The organism is Klebsiella sp. D5A (genome assembly GCF_001620885.1).
Classification (GTDB): domain Bacteria; phylum Pseudomonadota; class Gammaproteobacteria; order Enterobacterales; family Enterobacteriaceae; genus Klebsiella; species Klebsiella variicola.
Genome location: NZ_LOAR01000008.1, coordinates 39,330 through 59,224, shown reverse-complemented (window position 1 = coordinate 59,224; position 19,895 = coordinate 39,330). Strand labels below are relative to the sequence as shown.

21 protein-coding genes and 1 pseudogene are annotated in these 19,895 nt (G+C 59.6%); 7 read left to right on the top strand and 15 right to left on the bottom strand.

Annotated features, from left to right (window positions below; genetic code table 11):
• Position 1: 1 nt before the first annotated feature.
• Positions 2-709 carry a CoA transferase subunit A gene (locus AS136_RS13145; RefSeq protein ID WP_023297776.1) on the bottom strand — a complete coding sequence of 236 codons (708 nt, stop codon included), beginning with the start codon at positions 707-709 and terminating at the stop codon, positions 2-4.
• Between the two features lie 140 nt (positions 710-849).
• On the opposite strand from AS136_RS13145, the gene AS136_RS13140 reads away from it, so the two are divergent.
• Positions 850-1,740 (top strand): LysR family transcriptional regulator, encoded by an 891-nt coding sequence (locus tag AS136_RS13140; RefSeq protein WP_012967981.1) that lies wholly within the window; start codon positions 850-852, stop codon positions 1,738-1,740.
• A gap of 48 nt (positions 1,741-1,788) precedes the next feature.
• Here AS136_RS13140 and AS136_RS26810 read toward each other — a convergent pair whose 3' ends face one another.
• The gene (locus tag AS136_RS26810) at positions 1,789-1,929 is read right to left on the bottom strand and encodes a hypothetical protein (protein ID WP_002908189.1); all 141 of its coding nucleotides are present in this window, start codon (positions 1,927-1,929) and stop codon (positions 1,789-1,791) included.
• A 290-nt stretch (positions 1,930-2,219) separates the two neighbouring features.
• Between AS136_RS26810 and AS136_RS13135 the strand changes: the two genes are divergently transcribed.
• The gene (locus tag AS136_RS13135) at positions 2,220-3,128 is read left to right on the top strand and encodes a DUF535 family protein (RefSeq protein WP_016161239.1); all 909 of its coding nucleotides are present in this window, start codon (positions 2,220-2,222) and stop codon (positions 3,126-3,128) included.
• 82 nt (positions 3,129-3,210) lie between these two features.
• Here the strand turns inward: AS136_RS13135 and AS136_RS13130 are convergent, their stop codons facing one another.
• Positions 3,211-4,428, bottom strand: coding sequence for an MFS transporter (locus AS136_RS13130; RefSeq protein ID WP_008804557.1), 1,218 nt, complete (start codon positions 4,426-4,428; stop codon positions 3,211-3,213).
• Between the two features lie 177 nt (positions 4,429-4,605).
• Positions 4,606-5,067, bottom strand: a complete 462-nt coding sequence (locus tag AS136_RS13125; RefSeq protein WP_009307678.1) for a winged helix-turn-helix transcriptional regulator — start codon at positions 5,065-5,067, stop codon at positions 4,606-4,608.
• A 60-nt stretch (positions 5,068-5,127) separates the two neighbouring features.
• Here AS136_RS13125 and AS136_RS13120 point away from each other — a divergent pair, with 60 nt between their 5' ends.
• The 4 genes from AS136_RS13120 (at position 5,128) to chrA (ending at position 9,180) form a co-directional block, all read left to right on the top strand.
• Positions 5,128-5,376, top strand: a complete 249-nt coding sequence (locus AS136_RS13120; protein ID WP_004175772.1) for a tautomerase family protein — start codon at positions 5,128-5,130, stop codon at positions 5,374-5,376.
• Positions 5,377-5,562: 186 nt separating this feature from the next.
• Positions 5,563-6,756 (top strand): MFS transporter, encoded by a 1,194-nt coding sequence (locus AS136_RS13115; RefSeq protein ID WP_024264441.1) that lies wholly within the window; start codon positions 5,563-5,565, stop codon positions 6,754-6,756.
• Positions 6,757-6,884: 128 nt separating this feature from the next.
• Positions 6,885-7,844 carry a chromate resistance protein ChrB domain-containing protein gene (locus AS136_RS13110; RefSeq protein WP_016161236.1) on the top strand — a complete coding sequence of 320 codons (960 nt, stop codon included), beginning with the start codon at positions 6,885-6,887 and terminating at the stop codon, positions 7,842-7,844.
• On the top strand, positions 7,813-9,180 hold the full coding sequence (chrA, locus tag AS136_RS13105) for a chromate efflux transporter (RefSeq protein WP_023322770.1): 1,368 nt from the start codon (positions 7,813-7,815) through the stop codon (positions 9,178-9,180). Before AS136_RS13110 ends, chrA begins: the two co-directional genes overlap by 32 nt.
• Before the next feature lie 90 nt (positions 9,181-9,270).
• Here chrA and AS136_RS13100 read toward each other — a convergent pair whose 3' ends face one another.
• From AS136_RS13100 to AS136_RS13050, 11 genes and pseudogenes are all read right to left on the bottom strand, one after another.
• Complete coding sequence (locus tag AS136_RS13100; protein ID WP_051975541.1) at positions 9,271-9,573, bottom strand: hypothetical protein; 303 nt, start codon at positions 9,571-9,573, stop codon at positions 9,271-9,273.
• A gap of 32 nt (positions 9,574-9,605) precedes the next feature.
• Positions 9,606-10,034 carry a hypothetical protein gene (locus AS136_RS13095; RefSeq protein WP_023322769.1) on the bottom strand — a complete coding sequence of 143 codons (429 nt, stop codon included), beginning with the start codon at positions 10,032-10,034 and terminating at the stop codon, positions 9,606-9,608.
• A 1-nt stretch (position 10,035) separates the two neighbouring features.
• A complete protein-coding gene (locus AS136_RS13090) occupies positions 10,036-10,524 on the bottom strand; it encodes a hypothetical protein (RefSeq protein ID WP_023322768.1) in 489 nt (162 codons plus the stop codon).
• Positions 10,525-10,907: 383 nt separating this feature from the next.
• Positions 10,908-12,329 carry an FAD-binding oxidoreductase gene (locus AS136_RS13085; protein WP_023322767.1) on the bottom strand — a complete coding sequence of 474 codons (1,422 nt, stop codon included), beginning with the start codon at positions 12,327-12,329 and terminating at the stop codon, positions 10,908-10,910.
• A 26-nt stretch (positions 12,330-12,355) separates the two neighbouring features.
• Positions 12,356-13,171 (bottom strand): ABC transporter permease, encoded by an 816-nt coding sequence (locus AS136_RS13080; RefSeq protein ID WP_004175779.1) that lies wholly within the window; start codon positions 13,169-13,171, stop codon positions 12,356-12,358.
• A gap of 1 nt (position 13,172) precedes the next feature.
• Positions 13,173-14,003 (bottom strand): ABC transporter ATP-binding protein, encoded by an 831-nt coding sequence (locus tag AS136_RS13075; protein WP_008804567.1) that lies wholly within the window; start codon positions 14,001-14,003, stop codon positions 13,173-13,175.
• On the bottom strand, positions 14,000-14,983 hold the full coding sequence (locus AS136_RS13070) for an ABC transporter substrate-binding protein (RefSeq protein ID WP_023322766.1): 984 nt from the start codon (positions 14,981-14,983) through the stop codon (positions 14,000-14,002). The genes AS136_RS13075 and AS136_RS13070 overlap by 4 nt, the downstream gene beginning before the upstream one ends.
• Positions 14,983-15,863: pseudogene (locus AS136_RS13065) on the bottom strand (creatininase family protein). The gene AS136_RS13070 and the pseudogene AS136_RS13065 overlap by 1 nt, the downstream one beginning before the upstream one ends.
• A complete protein-coding gene (locus tag AS136_RS13060) occupies positions 15,860-16,339 on the bottom strand; it encodes a RidA family protein (RefSeq protein WP_008804570.1) in 480 nt (159 codons plus the stop codon). Before AS136_RS13060 ends, AS136_RS13065 begins: the two are co-directional and overlap by 4 nt.
• Positions 16,329-17,612 carry an amidohydrolase family protein gene (locus AS136_RS13055; RefSeq protein ID WP_023322764.1) on the bottom strand — a complete coding sequence of 428 codons (1,284 nt, stop codon included), beginning with the start codon at positions 17,610-17,612 and terminating at the stop codon, positions 16,329-16,331. The genes AS136_RS13060 and AS136_RS13055 overlap by 11 nt, the downstream gene beginning before the upstream one ends.
• An 11-nt stretch (positions 17,613-17,623) precedes the next feature.
• Positions 17,624-18,592: a PDR/VanB family oxidoreductase gene (locus AS136_RS13050; protein ID WP_063266797.1), complete on the bottom strand. Its 969-nt coding sequence runs from the start codon at positions 18,590-18,592 to the stop codon at positions 17,624-17,626.
• A 207-nt stretch (positions 18,593-18,799) separates the two neighbouring features.
• On the opposite strand from AS136_RS13050, the gene AS136_RS13040 reads away from it, so the two are divergent.
• On the top strand, positions 18,800-19,699 hold the full coding sequence (locus tag AS136_RS13040) for a LysR family transcriptional regulator (protein ID WP_004202952.1): 900 nt from the start codon (positions 18,800-18,802) through the stop codon (positions 19,697-19,699).
• Positions 19,700-19,895 lie beyond the last annotated feature (196 nt).

Genomic DNA, 19,895 nt, shown 5'->3' with positions numbered 1-19,895 from the left:
CTCACTTCCCTCCGGCGCGCAGGGTGCGCTGTTCAATACGTTTTTCGAATTGCCCGACGATCAGCCGGTCGACATAGATCCCCGGGGTGTGGATGGCGGAGGGCGGCAGTTCGCCCGGCGGTACAATCTCTTCCACCTCCACCACCGTAATACGCCCGGCGGTGGCCATCAGCGGGTTGAAATTCTGCGCGGTATGGCGATATACCACATTGCCGTACCAGTCGGCTTTCCAGCCTTTGACCAGCGCGAAATCGCCGCGGATCGCCTCTTCAAGGATGTAGTGCCTGCCGGCGAACTGGCGAACCTCTTTGCCTTCGGCGACCGGGGTGCCATACCCGGTGGCGGTGTAAAAACCGGGGATCCCGGCGCCGCCGGCGCGAATTTTTTCGGCCAGCGTTCCCTGAGGAGTGAGCTCAACCGCCAGCTCGCCGCTCAGCACCAGCTGTTCAAACAGCGCGTTCTCCCCGACGTAAGAGGCCACCACCTTGCTGATCTGGCGTGACTCCAGCAGCATACCGAGACCGAAGCCGTCGACGCCGCAGTTATTGGAGACCACCGTCAGCCCCTGCACCTGGCGACGCTGCACCTCGGCGATCAAGTTCTCGGGAATGCCGCACAGGCCGAAACCGCCGGCGAGCAGCGTCATGCCGTCCGTTAACCCTTCCAGCGCCGCTTCATAGCTGGCGACGCGTTTATCCAGTCCTGCCATCTTGTCTCTCCTGCCTTGCGATAGCCTTATCATTGGCGCTGGAGACTGATTTGATAATTTTGAATTTGTGACCCACTCATTTGGAATTTTAATTAATTTCCTGTTAACTAATTTTTTTCAATTAGTTAACAGGAAGAAAAATGAGAATGAGTGTCAAACAGTTACGCGCGTTTTTAGCGGTAGCTCACACTCTGAATTTCGCCCACGCCAGCGAAAGGCTCAATTTGTCGCAGCCAGCCCTCAGTTTGACCATCAAAGGGTTAGAGGAGGCGCTGGGCGGCGCGCTGCTGCAGCGCAGCACCCGCAAAGTGACCCTTACCCAGGAGGGGGAACTCTTTCTGCCGATGGCCCGTCAGCTGTTGGCCGACTGGGATAACGTCGAGGAGGCCATGCGTCAGAGCTTTACCCTGCAACGGGGTAAAATTTCGGTGGCCGCGATGCCGTCGTTTGCGGCCAACGTCCTGCCGGAGGCGCTGAAGGCCTTTCGCGACCGCTATGCCGGCGTGAACGTCACGGTGCATGATGTGATTAATGAGCAGGTGATCGAGATGGTGCGCGAGGGGCGAGTGGAGATGGGTATTGCCTTCGAGCCATCGCCCACCCACAACCTGCTGTTTACCCCGCTGGCGGTGGACCGCTTCGTGGCGATCGTTCCCCGGCAATCCCCGCTGGCGAAGAAAAAGCAGCTCACCTGGCAGGAGCTGTTGACCCTCGATTTTATTACCCTGCAGCGTCCCTCGGCGGTACGCCTGATGCTGGAGGAGGCGCTGGCGCGCAGCGGTCGCCAGTTGGACGTAGCGCTGGAGAGTCACCAGCTGGTGACGGTGGGGAGAATGGTGGCCAGCGGCCTGGGGGGCAGCGCGGTACCGGCGCTGTGTAAAACGCAGATGACGTCCCTGGGGGCCGTCTGCATCCCGCTCAGCGATCCGCCGATTGAGAAGTGCGTCGGCGCGATCCATGCCGGGCATATGCCGCTGTCGAAGGCGGCGCAGGCGCTGCTGGATACGCTGAAAGGTTTCTTGCCGGCCTGAGCAGGCGGGAGGGGCAAAAAAAAACCGGCCTGCTGGCCGGTTTGACAATCAGATTTTGCAGGCGTCGCCGCAATCGTCATCGGCAACGATCGCCTGCGCTTTTTTGTCCGCTTCTTCCAGACGCTCCGCGTTGCGTTCTTCTGCTTCATCCAGGCCGCTGAAGACCAGGTTGTCGAGATCAATTTCCATAAGTTACCTATCGTTGCTGGTTTTTAATCAGCGTCAAGTATAGGGCAAAACCGCCAGCGGATGTAGCCGCTCTCCGCGCCGAACGCACAGAGCGTTAAGTCGCGGGGCGGCAGGCTTTCCCTACTATAAATAACCGTTGACAGGCGGGAGTTGGCTTTATTAATCACCATACAGAATGATTTCCTGTGTATATATTAAATGAAAGGACAACGAAGGAGTAATTAAGCGTTGACGAAAAGCTTTTATGTTAATATGGCCGCGATTATGGATGAATCTATGGATCTTAATCAATGGAACATACTGTTGCAGGCGCCATCAAAGAATGGCGTAAACATAATAAAGTGATCGGTCAGGTCAAAATAAACTATAAAAAAGTTTTACGAAAATGCAGAGAGCTCTCGCTCGCAGGAGGTAAATACAGAGAATATCAAGAACTTTGTGCAAAATATCAGTGTGCGCGGTTGACCGCCGTGACCAAAGGGCTGGTGCCTTTTGAGGATAAACCGTTTAAAGCGTATCTCAATAAACGGCTGTCAAAACGACGCAAGCTGGATATTGCCCACGGTTCACTGAATTTTATTGAGAAAACGTTTCACCCTGATGTCCTGCCGCAGCTGTACAATGTGGCAGATTTTGGTCGCGCGATGTTCTCTATTCCTTTGAAAAATGGCGATAATCTTGACGTTAAACTGTTGGCGTCGCCGTTTCAGGAGGAGGGCGAGCTGATGCTGCAGCTGTTTCTCGGTGACCGGCGCGTCTATAGCGTCTGTTTTTCCTGTACCGACGATGGCCGCGCCTATATTGGCGGCATCCAGGGCGGAAAAGATATCACCAATGACGAAGTGAAGGTGCTGACTAAAGAGCTGCATGGCGCGCGGCCGAAAAATATCATCATGAGCGTGCTGTATGGTTTCCTGCGTTATTTCAGCATCACCACGGTCTACGCGATCGATTCCGATTACCACGTGAAAAGCGATCTGGTGAAAGCCAGTTATTCATCGCTGTGGCTGGAAATGGGTGGTGAGAAACAGGCTCGCGGCTGGTATAAATTACCGGCGCAAGAGATCAAAAAAAGTATTGAAGAGGTGAAAAGTAAGCACCGGAGCCAGTTTATTAAGCGCGAAGGTGTCAAGGATCTGATTCAGATAGATATGGCGAACGCCCTGCAGCACATTACGTTGCAAGCACGGGTGAATTAACGCCTCTCATACGCCAGCCGGGCTGCAGGGGGCTGCTACCCGGCTGGCGATTTCCTCTCTCCCCAGGTCGCTGTGCCGTAGGTTACTGCCCGCTCTCGCCGATTGGCGGTGACGCGGAGACGGTGAGCAGCGGAGCGCTGCGCCACCATACCATCAGGGCGACAATCGCGATAACGCTCAGCACGCCGAAGGCGGTGGCATAGGAGTAGTGCCCGGCGATAGACCCGGTTAACGCCGGACTCATTGCCGCCCCGGCGCCCTGCATCAGCATCACCACGCTCTGTCCAGCGTTAACGTGCCCGCTGCCGCGCAGCAGCGAGACGATAAAGCTGGGCACCGCCACCCCCAAAATCCCTGCCGCCAGGCCATCAAGAATTTGCACCGGGACCATCATCGCCGGGGCGTCGCTGGACGCCGCCAGCGCCGCCCGGATGGGCATGATCAGCAGCGCCAGCAGGATGCATCGCCAGTAACCGTATTTGTCGATGCTGCCGGCGACCCGGATGGCCACCGGGATCATCACCACCTGCGAAATAATCACCGTGGCGGCGGCAAACAGTCCGGGATTGAGGTGTCCCGGCGCGGCGGCGATCCGCATGCTCAGCATCGGCAACAGCGCGGCATTGGCGAGATGGAACAGCATCAGGGTTACGCCGGCGATCAGCAGCGGCGTATGGCGGAACAGGATGGCAAACCCCGGCAGGGAGGGCGTGGATGCCGCTTCGATGCCGCGGGCGGCGTCATCGTCGATATCGCCGCCGCGGATCGCCAGCAGGGCGACCAGGGTAAGCAGCGTGGTACAGGCCATCAGAATGAAAATGCCGCCGATGCCCCAGTACCAGGCGATAGCCCCGGCCATTAGCGCGGTGAAGAAATTCCCCGCGTGGTTGAAGGCTTCGTTTTTCCCCATCTGGGCGCTAAAGCCGCGCTGTCTGGCAAGACCGAGGGTAATCCCGGCGATCAGCGGTCCGACAAAGGCCGCGCAGATGCCGCTGGCGACTTGCGAGAGGGCGACCACGCTGGTCTTCTGACTAAACCAGAGCAGCAGGGTGGTGAGGGTGATCACCAGGCAGACCCCGGCCAGCAGCAAGCGCTTATGCCGCGAGCTGTCGGTGATGAAGCCGGCGGGCAGGGTCGCCAGCAGGCCGGCGATACCGCCGACGGACATCAGCAGGCCAATGTCCTCCGCCTGCCAGTGACGCTGGGTGAGAAAGATCCCCAGAAACGGGCCGAGGCCGTCGCGCACGTCGGCAATAAAAAAGCTGGTCAGACATAAAGCCCGCAGAGAACGAAGCGACATTTTCTACCTTTAGCATGCGCGATCTGCGCGTCGGAATGGTCACCGGATACCTTCATCCTTTATCGCACCGTTCGATGAAACAAAAATGTCCCGCGCTCGTCGGGTACCGTGGCTATGCAACATACCCGCTTGCGGCGGCTTTCGCCAGAGGCGTACGAAAGTTCTGTAGCGGCGCTATTAGCGTTCGTCTGCCTTGACGATCTGCAGGGCGGCGGGGCTCGCCACGGTGCCGCTGGCAGTAATAAACCCCGGATGGACAGCCTCGCCGCTGGCGCTGTCCACCAATGCTATATGCGGCGCACTGTGCAGCACGTGCTGATGGCCCCATTCCATCAGGGCGAACAGCACCAGCGCCAGGCTACGGCTTTTATCAGTCAGAACATATTCATACCGTTCGCGGGAGCCGGCTTCCCGGTAGGGCACTTTGCTGAGCAATCCCGTTTCGGTCATGGTTTTTAACCGGGTGGTGAGCGTCTGGCGGGTAATATGGGTGTGCGACAGCATCGTTTCAAAGCGCGTCACGCCGTAAAACGCCTCGCGGAGGATCAACAGCACCCAGCGGTCGCCGAGGATTTTCGCCCCTTCCGCCAGGCCGCACAGCGCCGGGTCGAGGTAGGGCAGTGATTTATTTTTTGACATCGCGAGATTGACCTTCTACTCTGAGTTTGAATTTTAGACCTAGATGCTAAGGAGAATAGCGTGCCATTTGTTAACGTGCAAACCATTAAAGGGATCATGACCGCGGAACAGAAAAGTGAGCTGCTGCGACGGATGACCGATCTGCTGGTGGAGATTGAGGGGCAGGGCGATCCGCAGTTCCGTCAGTCCGTCTGGATCCGCATTGACGAACATGACCCGGAGCAGTGGAGTCTGGGCGGCGTCCAGCCGACGGCCGCAATGATCGCGGCGAAATTTGCCGCCGCGCGACGCGACGGATCCCCGGAATAAAACGGGCGGCGAAGCCCGGCCCGGCGATCTGACGCAGAAGAGGGGCCAGATCGCCGGGTAATATTGCGATTCGCTATGGTGCAAAAGCGTATTTTGCGGCTAAGGTAACGGTCAGGGAACCCAACAAACAGGGCGCGATGCCAGACGGCCAGCCTGGCGCCACTCTCAAACCGGTGAAAACAACGGATGTCTACAGAACACATGCTGCCGCTGGCGGTGCAGAACAAAAACATCTTTCGCCTGGCTGCCGCTCAGGCGCTGGCCGGCGCCAACTCGGTGGTCTTCTACGCTACCGGCGCGATAGTGGGTAACGCGATTGCCCCCAGCCCGTCGCTGGCCACGCTGCCGATAACCCTGTTTGTGCTGGGGATGGCGGCCTCCATTCTGCCTTTCGGCGCGCTGGCGCGAACGCGGGGCCGCAAAGCGGCGTTCAGGCTCGGCACCGGCGCCGGGATGGTGACCGGACTGGCGGCCGCCCTGGCGGTAGTGCTGAATTCTTTTCTGCTGTTTTGTCTCGCCGCGATGCTTGGCGGCGCCTATGCCGCCGTGGCGCTCAGTTTTCGTTTTGCCGCCACCGACGGCGTCGCCCCGGCGCGTCGCGCCCGTGCGCTGTCGCTGGTGATGGGCGGCGGTGTGGCCGCCGGGATCATTGGCCCGATGCTGGTCACCGGCACCATGCACCTCTGGCCGGCACATACCTTCGCCGTCACCTTCCTCGCTCAGGCGCTGGTTGCAGTGCTGGCCGCCTTTTTGTTGAGAGGGGTGACGCCGGCGGAGCCCACCGCGGCCAGCGTGCGCGGAGGGCGGCCGCTGCGCGAGATTGTCCGCCAGCCGGGTTTTGCCACTACGGTATTCAGCGGCGCGGTGGCCTATATGGTGATGAATTTTCTGATGACCGCCGCGCCGCTCTCCATGCATATGCACGGTCTTTCCCAGCAGGCCGCCAACCTTGGGATCCAGTGGCATGTGATGGCGATGTACGGCCCGGGATTTTTCACCGGCCGGCTGATCCAGCGCTTCGGCGCAGTGCGAATGGCGGCGGCGGGATTGCTGATCACCGCCGCGTCGGTGGCGGTCGGCCTGAGCGGTCTCGGCGTGTATCATTACTGGCTGTCGCTGATTTTGCTCGGCATCGGCTGGAACTTTGGCTTCACCGGCGCCTCGGCGAAAATCATCGATTTCCACCGCCCGGAAGAGAAGACCCAGGTTCAGTCGCTCAACGATTTTCTGGTCTTCGGCGTGATGATCGTGGGGTCGTTTTCGTCCGGGGTTCTGCTCAACGCCTTCGGCTGGAACGCCGTGCTGTGGGGCTCCCTGGTCCCGGTTGCGGTGGCGTTGTTGACCCTGCTGCTGCGCCCCTTATCCCCATCCCGCGCTTAGCGCCTGGCCTGCCGCTGCGCAGGCCGTCTTTTGCTTTTTTCAGCTATGCATTGCTGAAATTCATCTGACTCCTTGCGCGTAAAAACGTCACAGACGCTACATGCTGTAGTAATCTCTACAACATGACAATGCATCTCTTGATCCTTAACCTGACAACGTCTCAAGCCACGCTGCGCATGCGTGTCTGGCGAACCCTGAAGCAGAGCGGGGCAGCGGTCCTGCGCGATGGGGTCTATCTGCTGCCCGACGTGCGCCAGGGCTATGACACTTTCCTCAGCACCTGCCAGGCGATCCGCGCGGAAGGGGGGACCGGGTATGTTTTCACGATTGAGGCGGCGGAAGAAGAGGCGCTCAGGCCGCTATTCGATCGTCGTGAACAGTACGACGCGCTGTTGCAGGATCTGCAGGCGCTGCAGGGGACGTTATCCAACGACGAACTGGCGGCTCAGCTCAAACAACTGCGTAAAATTCAGCGTGACTACCGGCGGATCGAGGCCATTGATTTCTTTCCGGGGGCCGCCCGGGAGCAAGCCGCTGAGCGACTGGCCACTATCGAGCAGGTCATTAATCAGCGGCTATCGCCGAACGAGCCGCAGTCGGTGGCGGGCGAACTGAGCCTGCTGGACAGAGGCGCCTTTCGCGGCCGGCTGTGGGCCACCCGCCGACGCCCGTGGGTCGATCGTCTGGCCAGCGCCTGGCTTATCCGGCGCTTTATTGACGACGAGGCGCGGTTCCTGTGGCTGGCCGCGCCTGAGGACTGTCCGGCGACAGCAGTCGGTTTTGATTTTGACGGCGCGCCATTCAGCCATGTAGGCACGCTGGTGACCTTCGAAGTACTGGTCCGGCGTTTTGCGCTGGACGCGGTGATCCCCGACAGTCTGGGACGGTTGATCCACTTCCTGGACGTCGGTGGGGTACCGACCCCGGAGGCGGCGGGGGTAGAAAGCATTCTTGCAGGGCTGCGGGAAACCATTACGGACGATGACCAACTGCTGGCGGCAGCTTGCTCGCTGTTCGACGGCTTACTGAGGTCCTGTGAAATGAGGTCTGGCAATCATGAGCAAAACGGTCGTTCTTCCGCAGAGTGACAGTCCTTCCGTCGTCGCTTCCGTCTCCTTCTGGCAGGCATTTCGCTTTTGGCTCAAGCTTGGCTTCATCAGCTTCGGCGGGCCTGCCGGGCAGATCGCCATGATGCACCAGGAGCTGGTGGATAACCGACGCTGGATATCGGAAGGGCGATTCCTGCATGCGCTCAATTTTTGTATGGTCCTGCCCGGCCCGGAGGCCCAGCAGCTGGCGACTTACATCGGCTGGCTGATGCATAAAACCTGGGGAGGCGTCATCGCCGGGGTGCTGTTTATTTTGCCCTCGCTGGTGTTACTCATCGCCCTGGCGTGGATCTATCTCGTCTGGGGGGATGTCGCCGTGGTGGCGGGGATCTTTTATGGCATCAAACCCGCCGTAGCGGCGATAGTATTGCAGGCGGCGCACCGCATCGGCTCGCGGGCGCTGAAAAATGGCGCCTACTGGGCCATCGCGGCCGCTGCTTTTGTCGCTATTTTTGCGCTGAACGTTCCTTTTCCGCTGATCGTCCTCGCCGCGGCACTGGTGGGTTTTATCGGCGGACGGTTGGCGTCGACGACGTTCGGCAAAGCGGACGCCCACCGTGCGCAGAGTCACCCTGGCGGAGCCGCCATCATTGATGACACGACGCCGATTCCGGCCCATGCCATTTTCAGCTGGCGGCGCACCTCACGGGTGCTGATCGCCGGAATGCTGCTGTGGCTGGTGCCGATGGCCGCCCTGACGCTAATGCTGGGCTGGGCGCATCCGCTGACCCAGATGAGCTGGTTCTTTACCAAAGCCGCGCTGATGACCTTTGGCGGGGCATATGCCGTCTTACCTTATGTTTACCAGGGGGCGGTGACCCACTATGGCTGGCTGACGGCAGGGCAGATGATGGACGGCCTCGCTCTTGGGGAATCGACCCCCGGACCGTTGATCATGGTGGTGACCTTTGTCGGGTTTGTCGGCGGCTACACCAAAGCAGTGTTGGGCGTCGATGATGTGCTGCTGGGGGGCATCGCGGCGGCGTGCCTGGTGACATGGTTTACCTTTTTGCCCTCGTTCATCTTTATTCTCGCCGGCGGGCCGTTTATTGAAACGACCCATAATAAGGTGGGATTTACCGCGCCGTTGACCGCCATCACTGCCGCGGTGGTGGGCGTTATCCTGAATCTGGCGCTGTTTTTTATCTGGCATAGCGTCTGGGGACCGTCCGGTTTCGACCCGTGGTCCGCAGCCATAGCCCTGGGCGCCGCCGGGCTGCTGTTTCGTTATAAGTGGAAGCTGACCTGGGTACTGGCCGCCGCCGCCGCAGTAGGGCTTATCGTCCATATGGCGGGACTGTCCGGCGCAGGATAAGGTCGGCGTTGGGCTGAGAGAAACGTGGACAGATGGGGGATTGGGGAGGGAGGCCAGTGCCTGAGCAGGCCCTGGCCGGATGGGTGGCAATTATTTATCTACGGGAGGCTCCTCCGCGAGATGCAGTTGACAATATTGCTCAACGCCCGCCTTTAGCATGTTAATAATCACCAGCAGTGTGGGTAAGTAAGGCACCAGTTTAACTAACAGCGAACTGATGGGTTCATCAATAATCAGTGCCAGCAGGGTATCCACTTTCTTTTTCCATGTTTTGTTATATTCCACACAAAAATTTTTAATATCGGCCGGCTGCGTTGAACGGGCAATCTGTTCGAGTTCTTCAATGGCGTTGAGTGCCGCTTTTATTTTCTCAATGTCGATTTGTTGAGTCATATTCGCCTCACGGTAATCGGAAAAAAACTGGATCATTCTTTATGTGGATTAAATAACAGCCACGGTAAGGTGTAATCGTACAGCGCTTTCACCGGCACCACGGATAAGTGGAAATGTTTATCGTGCGGGCTGACGCCATGGTAATCCCGCCATACCCAAGGCTGGACAGAAGCGCTAATGATCCGTTTGTTCCAGATAATATATTTAATTCGTTTGTCTTTGCTGGCGACCAACGCATCGACAATCGCCTGAGCATCACATTTATTTTGAGGATCGTGGGTAATATCGATAGCCGTTACCACACCAATATTTCCATCTATCACCTGCGGATTATGATCCGAGTTGGTGTGGGCATGATGTTCATCACCAATGGTGCCATCGCTGTCCGTGTTGCGATGCGGAGCATATTGATTAATCTGATCTCTGAGTATCAGCAGACTCTTTGCGACACGCCATACCATGTTATTTACCCTCCGGATTGAAACAGGGGTTTGAGCTGACCGGCTCTGCGCCATGAACCACGTCCTGATAAACCGGAGAAGGGGGGGCAGGATCGGCTACTGCATCCGCTACTGGGTCTGCTTTCACGCTGCTGACTTGTTGCTTTTTCAGGTTTTTCACTTGCAACAGATAATTAAGAATGACGTTCCAGAACGCCGATCCGCCGCTTGCCATCAGGCCAATACATAATGTCATCAGGTCCGGATGTTTAATGGCCGAGAAACTGCCGGCGACGAATGGTTGGGTCAAAAACGCCGTCACAATACCGGCAACCACCGCTAATATCTGCAGGGCAGATTTGCGTCGTCCTTCGATGACCGGATCCTGATTTTCCAGATTAAGCCAGGGAAAATACCCTTTGATTATCTCTACCAGTCTTTCCGAGGCGATACTGATGGCGATCAGCATCGTAATGATGTTTTCAAGTTGCGAAGAAATGGCATCGCTCATATTATCCTCACTATTGCTGTGTTGAATAAAAATAATTTACAACGTTTTTATCATGTGCTTAATTCATAGGGCAAATTTATGTCGACTCATTTTACGGTCATTTTTGTCGTTCAGGCCGGTAATCGGCAAGTTGTAATAAAATGACAGCGCGTAATAAATAATCCGCCAGAGCGTGTTCGGAATAACTATTTAATTCGACACGAAAACTGAACCGTGGAATTAACCCGTGATAATAAATTTATCGTCGCTTTTTTGATGAGTATAACGGAGGAAACAGAGACGCCACTCATTCATATGAATGAGTGGCGTAAAAAAACTCGCCGCGCGGGCAGGAGGAAGAGAAGCGGGCCAGCGACCGGTTAGCGCGCCCCGGAATGGGGCGATCAGGTCGTGGGGGTTTCGCGGGTGGCCAGCGCCAGCGGGTTGCTGTCCAGTTCCAGCTGGTCGCGCAGCGCCCAGCCGCGCAGCTTGCCGGGGTTAAGCAATCCCGCCGGGTCGAGAGACTGTTTCACCGCCACGACGTCGGGGCGAATCACGCCCTGTTTGCCGTCCTCAACCTGCAGCACGTGGGGGTTGTTAATCTTGACGTCGTTGTCGCGAAATATCTGCATGATGGCGTTGAGCCGCGCGGGCGTGGTATAGCGCACCAACTGCAGACCGCTGGCGGTGAGATTGCCCTCGATATCACGCAGGAATTCAATATGGGAAATCACCTCCCCGGCGAAGTGCTGCTCCATCTGTAAAATTTGCTGCGGATAGCGCAGCGGATCAAACGCCGTCTGGAGATAAGTCAGCGTATTGTCCACCTTGAGCGCATGCAGGGTGGTGTGGTTCCAGCAGTATTCCATTAACGCGGCGTTTTGCGTCCGGGCCTCGTCGCTGGCCTGACGGATGGCGTTGCTCCCGCGATGGCGCTGTAACAGGCTGGCGCAGAGTCCTTCGCTCTCCTCGGCGATCAGGCTGATAACCGCATGCTGCCCGGTGCGGTAACGATCCTTGAGGTGGCTAAAGTAGTCGGCGATCGGCGTGGCCAGCAGCGCGACCTGACGTTTTACCAGCCCCGGCGAACGGACGCAGGCGTTGGCATAGTTCAGCGCATCGGCGAAATCGTCAAACACGTCCAGGCGTTCAATCCACTGGTGCACGGGCGCCAGCGCCAGCTCAACCTCCAGGATAATGCCGTTGGTGCCGTAGGCGTGATGCAGCAGCAGCGCTTCGGGAGCCGGGATGGTCAGCACGCGGGGGACCGGCTCGACGGTCATCACTTTGACGCTGAGCACATTGCCGGGCGCCGCCAGCGGCCCATAGTTGATGGAGCCGATGCCGCCGAACCCGCCGCCGTAGAGGCCGCCCAGGCTCGCCAGTCGGTAGGTCGACGGCATGCAGCGCAGCTCCCATCCCGTTGGGCGGGCGGCGGTTTCGATGTCTGCCAGACGAATGCCGGCCTGGGCGCGCACCGTGCCGTTGCCGAGGGCGACGATCTGGTTGAGTCCGGTCATATCGACCAGCAGCCCGCCTTCGAGGGGGACCAGTTGGCCATAGTTGCCGGTGGCGCTGCCGCGCAGCGTCAGCGGCAGCTGGTGCTGCGCGCAGGCGGCGACCAGCTGGCGCAGCTCCTCTTCGTCGCGTGGGCGAACCACCGCGTCCGCCTGTTTCCCCGCCAGTTGCTCAGTGAGTACCGGACTGAACCAGTGAAAATCGCGGGAAAGCCGTTTGATCTTCGCCGGCTGTAAGGTCCACTCCAGCGTCGGGAGTGCCTGCTGGATCGCCGCGACCGCGTGTTGACGCTGCTCATCAGTCATCATTTTTCTTCCTGTTCGTCAGCAAAACATTAATGAGATTGCACGGCTTCGCTTTCATGCCAGGCGCTGAGCGCCCGGCGCGAAACCCAGGACATCACGCCAAACAGCGCGATCCCGGCGAGAGAGATCAGCAGCAGCGCGGCAAACATCAGCGGGATATCCAGCTGGTAGCCAGCCTGCAGGATCTGATAGGCCAGACCAGTATTGGTCCCGCCGGTCCCGGCGACAAACTCTGCCACCACCGCGCCAATCAGCGACAGCCCACTGGAAATACGCAGCGCGCCGAAGAAATAGGGCAGCGCCGAGGGGATACGCAGCCGCACCAGCGTTTGCCAGCGGCTGGCGTGATTGAGGCGAAAATAGCTCAGCAGGCCGGGGGAGACGCTGCGCAGTCCCTGAGTGGTATTGGAGATGATGGGAAACACCGCCATCAGGGTGGCGCACACCACCAGCGAGAGCGTGGCATCCTTCACCCAGATGATGATCAGCGGAGCGATGGCGACAATCGGCGTCACCTGCAAAAACACGATATACGGAAACAGGGCGGTTTCCACAAAGCGGTTCTGCACCAGGATAAACGCCACCGCGGCGCCAATGACAATCGACAGCAGAAACGAGATCAGGGTGATCTTGAGGGTGAACAGCAGCGCCAGCAGCAGCGGCGTGAGATGCGTCCACAGGCTTTCCAGCATCACCAGCGGCGACGGCACCAGAAAGGCCGGGATGCGAAAATAGCTCACCGCGCCCTGCCACAGGAGCACCACCGCCACCGCGACGAGGGTCGGATAGAGAATTTTGAGAAAACGCGGATGCTGGACCCACGGCGTTGAGGTTGTGTTTTTCATATTATGACTCCATACCGGACTGGCTGGCCTGCAACAGACTGTCCTGCAGCTGACGGGCATACAGGGAAAAGGCCGGACTGACGCGGAACGCCTCGCTGCGCGGGAACGGCTCCCGGATGGCGATATCTTCGACCACCCGTCCGGGACGGGCCGCCATCATGATCACCCGCTGTGAGAGAAACACCGCTTCGTGGATCGAGTGGGTGACGAACACCACCGTCAGGTTCTGCTCCTGCCAGAGACGCAACAGGTCGCTGTCGAGTTTGTTACGCGTAATTTCATCGAGCGCGCCGAAGGGCTCATCCATCAGCAGCAGCTTTGGCCGGGTGACCAGGCCGCGGGCGATGGAGACGCGCATTTGCATGCCGCCGGAGAGTTCGCGCGGCAGGACGTCGGCGAATTTGCCCAGCCCCACCAGCTCAAGGACTTCACTCACCCGGGTATTACCTTCCGCCCGCGGCACGCCGGCCAGATCCAGCGGCAACCTGACGTTATTGCGCACGCTGCTCCACGGCATCAGGGTGGCTTCCTGGAAGACGAACGACAGCGGATGCTGGGCTTTCTCCCGGCTGTCGCGCCGCCACAGCATCAGCTTGCCGTCGCTGGGCTCCACCAGGCCGGCGACCATCTTCAGCAGCGTACTCTTCCCGCAGCCGGACGGGCCGAGCAGGGTAATAAACTCCCCCTGATTGATGGTCAGGTTGACGGGCAGCAGCGCCCGGGTACCGTTGCTGTAGATCTTCTCCGCCGACAGCACCTCGATGGCCGGGGTGGCAGAGGCGGGCATAAAGCGGGTGTCGCTCATCACGGTCAGTTTCGGGGCGGTATTCATGGCATCACTCCGGCGTCTTTGACCATCTCCAGGGTGTAAGTCTGCTCAAACGGCACCTTGCTGGCGTCGATCAGCTTGTTTTTCACCAGCATGTCCCAGGTTTTCTTCAGCCGCGGCTCGGTGATGATGCCGATGCCGCCGGTCTTTGCATCGCCGCCAGTCACCAGCTGGTACTGCTTCATCTGGGCAATACCAAAGGCGATCTGCTCGGCGCCCATTTGCGGATTTGCTTTACCGATCAGGCGGTTGCCGGGGGCGGGATCCTGCAGGTAGCTTTTCCAGCCCTCCATGGAGGCTTTGACGAAGGCCGCCACCGCCGCCGGACGTTTGCGGATGGTATCCGCCATACAGATAATCGAGTTGCCGTAGGGCGGGTAGCCCCAGTCGCTGAGCGGATAGACATAGAACGGCTGCCCGCCTTTGGCGACGGAGAACGGCTCGGAGGTCACGTAGCCCTGCTGCACCAGGTTTTTATCGGCGAGGAACGGCTGAACGTTAAAGGTATAGGGGCGCACTTTGCTGCCAGCCAGACCCAGCTCGCTCTTCGCCCACGGCCAGAAAGAGGTATAGGCCTCGGTAGCGAGCAGGAAGGTTTTGTCTTTAAGCTCCGCCGGGTTCTCCACTTTGTTATGAGTGATAAACACCGTCGGCGAGTGCTGGAACACGGTAGCGACGGTCACCGCATGCACCCCGGCCTGCCAGGTCTCCAGCGCCTGACCGTTGTCGCCAAGGGTACAATCGGCCTGACCGGCAGCCATCAACTGCATGACGTTGATCTGCGGACCGCCCATTTTAATCTCGACATCGAGACCGGCGTGCTGATACAGCCCGGTGGCCTGGGCCTGGTAAAACCCGCCGTGCTCGGCCTGGGCATACCAGTTGGTGAGAAACGTAAACTTCTCCGCCGCGAAGCAGGAGGCTGAGGTCGCGAGGGCGGCCACGGTCAGCAGGGTAAAAACGAGCGTCGGTCTGGTATTCATCATGGCTCCTTGGATTCAGCAGCGAAAGAGGGGGGTGGGACTGCACAAAGCCGTGCCAGTGCTGTTTGCCCCAGGTCGGTTCGTGACGTTCGACCCAGGCCATGCGGTGGATCTCGATGATCGCTTGCGCCCAGCTGGCGGCGAGGGAGTCGAGAAGCCCTTCGCCTTGCTCCCGCGTCGCCGGGGTCGGGTCGCCAATCACCCCGCTGGGGCCAAAGTCATAGGACGCCCACGCCGCCGCCGGGCGGCCTTTCGACAGGGTCGGGCAGGGGAATTCCGGCGGGAAGTTGGCGACCGCCCGCTCCATATGAACGCACTCCGGGGCCAGCGCCAGCATCAGCGCCGTTTCGCTATGTCCGGCGTGCATCGCCATCCGCTGTTCATGCGGGCTGAGAAACTGTTTTTCGCAGTTGGGTACGTTGAACACATCGTGCGGGATGGCGATGAAATCCCCGTGGCGCAGGCGCATTTCCCGGCAGGCGATTTGCAGGATCTGCGGCTGGCCGCCGTGGCCGTTGATCATCAGCAGCTTGCGAAAACCGGCCCGATAGAGGGATTCGGCGATCTCCAGCACGGTATGCAGCAGCGTATCGCCGCTGAGGGTCAGGGTGCCGGGAAAATGCAGATGCTCCTCGGACTTACCGTAGACGATCGGCGGGATGGCGTAGGCCGGGATCGCCGCCGGCAGCCGGGCGAGGGCATGGCCCGCCACGCCGGAAGATATCACGCTGTCCACCGAGCAGGGCAGATGCGGGCCGTGCTGTTCGATCGCCCCGGTGGGGAGGACGATAACCGTATTGCTTTTATCCGGCAGGGCGGCAACGTCCGTCCAGCTCAGGAAAGGGAGAAAGCGCGCTGCAGGAATGTAACCGTTAATCATCGCGGTGCCTCGGAGTGAATTGGCTGGGGTAACCAGACGGTCGCTTCAACTTCAATCAATACCGTGGCGTCGGGCAGCATTTCGCTGACCTGGACCACGGTGGAAACGGGCGGCTGGTCGGGATAAAACAGCTTTCTGACCCGGCTGTAATAGGGAAAATGGTCAAGGTTGCGAAAGTACTGCACCAGCTTGATAACGTCGCTCATCTGCCCTCCTGCGGACGCCACGGTGTGGCGGATGCTTTCCAGGACGTACCAGCTCTGGGCGAGGATCGGGCCCTGTTTCGCATCGGTTGAAAATTCGCCGGTCGCCCCCAGCAGCTCCCGCACCGGCTCAGGCACATCCTGAAAGCCGTTGACGATGGTGCCGGTCAGGGGATTGACCGGAATAATGCCGGAGAGAAAGATAAAATCGCCGGCTCTGCGCCAGGCGGCATACCGCGCCAGCGGCGCCCCCGCGCCTGCTTCAAGACTCATGTGCCATCTCCTCTTGCCACACGCGCCGGTGGGTTAACCTGCCGTGGTTAACCACCAGACGGGCGGCGCTGTTTAAAGGCCAGGTAAAACGGTCGCTACCCGGGAAAATCACCACGCTGGCCGCCGCGCCGATGGCAAAGGGCGCCGCGTCTGCCGGCGAACCGGTTAGCGCCGCGCGATCGCAGATCAGCCGCGACTGCCGGTCGAACAGGTCGCTGAGCTGAGCGCTGAACAGGCCGCAGGCCAGGGTGTCCAGCGGGTCGTAGCTTCCCGCCGGACAAAAAGCGTCCTGCACGTTGTCGCAGCCGAGCAGGGTGGCCACGCCGGCGGCCTGCGCCTCGTGCAGCAGGGTGATCCCCCGCTGGCGCGGCGTGCGACCGAATGTCGCATCCTGCAGCAGCAGGTTGGTCATCGGCAGAGCGATAAGGGTGACGCCGTGCGCCGCCAGCTGGCGCAGGATCGGCGCCGCCTGTTCGTCGCTGCCGGCGGCCAGCGCGCAGCCGTGGCTGCAGCAGATATGCCCGGGAAAAGGGTGGCGGGAGAGATGGTCCGCCAGCCAGGTCAGCCCCTGAGACACTTCGCTGAGCTCCTCATCAATATGCAAATCCAGATCCAGATCCCAGCGGGCCGCGCTATCCAGCAGGTTTGCCATGGCGGCGGCGTCCCAGTTGGAGGAGTGGATGAAGCCGCCCAGCAGGCAGCCCTCCCCGCTGGTGGCGACCGTTCGGGCAATGGCCCCGGCGTCCGCCGGATCGCGAAACAGGGTCAGCGGGACCAGCGCCACCCGCTCCAGGGTGATGCCGACGGTATCGAGGCGGGCGATCTCCTGCCAGGCGTCCGGTGCGTCGGCGGTAAACCAGTCGATATGGCTACGCAAATAGGTCACACCATTTGCTGCCGCCCGGGCCAGCGCGGCGGACGCCCGACGTTGAATATCCGCCCTGGTCCAGTGCTGGCGATCCTCGTGCATGGCGTGGATCGCCGCCAGCAGCCCGGCCTGCGCCGGACGGCAGCGTTCAATGGTAAAGGTCTTGTCCAGATGGGCATGAGGTTCCACCAGGCCGGGGAGCGTCAGGGCCCCCGCCAGGTCCCACAGGCCGGGAGTCGGCTGGTCGGTCGGGGTCAATGCGGCAATCCGGCCGTCGCGAAAGGCCAGGTCCGCCAGCAGCGGTTCACCGTTGGCCTGCGTCGGCCAGCCGTCGGGCAGCGCCCAGGCCGGGAGTCGGGCGCGGCTGATCCCGGCGAGCGGTGCGGAAGAGGAGGGGAACGTCATCGTCAGTCTCCTCACAGATCCAAAACCAGAACCGGGGATTTCGCCCGCGAACAGCAGAGCGTGATCTGGTCGTTGCCAGCTTTCTCTTCCGCCGTCAGCACGCTGTCCCGGTGTTCGGGGATCCCGTCGAGGACCCCGGTAATACAGGAGCCGCACATTCCCTGTTCGCAGGAGAGCATTACCTCCACCCCGGCGTGCTGTAATACCTGAGCAATGGTTTGATCCGCGGCGACCTGCAGGCGCTGCCCGCTGGAGGCCAGCTCAATATAAAACGCATTTTTCGCCGCAGTATTATTTTCCGCCGCGGGAGTAAAACGCTCGAAGACGAATTGCGACGGCGACCAGCGATATTCCTCCATGACCGACTGCAGTCGCTGAATAAAACCCTCCGGGCCGCAGGCTACCACTGCGGTATCAGGATCGGGCGTGGTTAAGCAGGCGGGGATCCGCTGGCGAAACGACGCGCCTTCCTCGCTACAGTGGATCGCCACCGTGCCGCCCGCAGCCAGCTGGGTCAGGCGCGGGGAGAAGGCCGTCTGGCGCGAGCTGGCGACATAATAATGCAGCTCCAGCGCTCCCTTTCTGGCGGCAATCGCTTCAGCCATCGCCAGCAAAGGCGTGATGCCGATACCGCCGGCAAACAGCAGGTAGCGCCCGGCCTCCGGCAGGGGAAAATGGTTACGCGGAGGCGAAATGGCAAGCCGATCGCCGGGTTTGAGCTGCTGATGCAAATAGCGTGAGCCGCCGGTGGACGCGTCCGTCAGTCTGACGCAAATTTCATAAGTATTACTGCGGTCAGGCGTGCCGCACAGGGAATACTGCCGGGGGCCAACGCCGGGAATAATAATATCGATATGCGCCCCGGCAGAGTAGGCCGGTAATATTTCCCCGGCCGCCGCCTGCAATATTAATGATAGATTTCCCTCTCCATTGGGGCGTATTTCCCCGACCGAGACCGAAATAAGATCGTGGCTGTGCATTACCGTTTACTCTCCCTCATTCCGCTGTCTGCAGGGCGGCCAGGGTCGGCGAAGAGATAACTCCTCTTCGCGGTAAACTGTCCGGCGTGCAAGAAAATGGGTGAAACGATCGTTTCTCCGCTATGAATGCTACGGTATTGTGATAAAACTGTTGCGTCCAGAGCTTTGATTCGCACAACCCGTTGCAAAAAAGAGAGCACCCAAACCATGTTTGCCTTCTCCCGATTTCTGCTCTATTTCACCGAAGTGGCCCGTCAGGGATCGTTTCGTAAAGCGTCAGAGGCGCTGCATGTGTCGGCGTCTTCCATCGACCGTCAGATTTTGCGCGTGGAACAGGAGCTGGCGATGCCGCTCTTCGAGCGCCACCCCACCGGGCTGCGGCTGACCGCCGCCGGGGAGCTGCTTCTGCACGCGGCCAATAACTGGAAAAAGGACTTTACCCGGGTCTGCGAACAGCTGGATGACCTGCGCGGGTTGCGGCGGGGGCATGTGCGTATCGCTACCATCGATGCCATTAACCGGCATTTTTTTTCGACGATGCTCAAAGAGGTGCATAAACATTATCCCAACATCTCTTTTACATTGACCACCATCAACAATATCCACATTCAGCAGGCGCTGATCTCTGGCGAGGCGGATTTCGGCATCATGCTCAATCCCCAGACCTCCCGCGAACTGCAGGTGCGGGCGTTTGCCGAGATGAATATGGGTATCGTGGTGCCGACCGGCCATCCGCTGGCCAGCCGCAGCGCGGTGCGCTTTAGTCAGTGCATCGACTACCCGTTTATCCTGCCGTCCGCCCCGTTGATGATCAGCGAGCCGGTGGAGGCGCTGGTGAATATCAGCGGCAACGAGGTGAAGGAGGTGGCGGTGTCGAATAACATTCACATGATCCGCACCCTGATCAAAGAGCAGATGGGCATCGGCATCCTGTGCCGGCTGGATATTCTCGATGAGATCGAGTCAGGCCAGCTGGCGTTTGTACCGCTAACCGATCCGCAGCTTAAGCCTTTCACGCTGGCGCTGTGCGTCTCGCCCGCCCGCCAGCTTTCCCTCGCCGCCTCGATGATGTTGAACCAGCTGGAGATGCTCTTCAGTCAGCTGTGAGACCGGGCAGGCACTAAAATCATTCATTAACGCACCATAATGGTGCGTTTTTTGTGTGCATGAATCAAAGGTTGCATACCCGTGGGCGGCGGCGCAGGCGATTTCTCGCGGCCGCTCGCGGGCGATCAAATCTGGCATTGTTTTTGTATAGCTGAGTGTGAGTAGAAGCGGTCAGTACGGGTTATCCATACGGGAC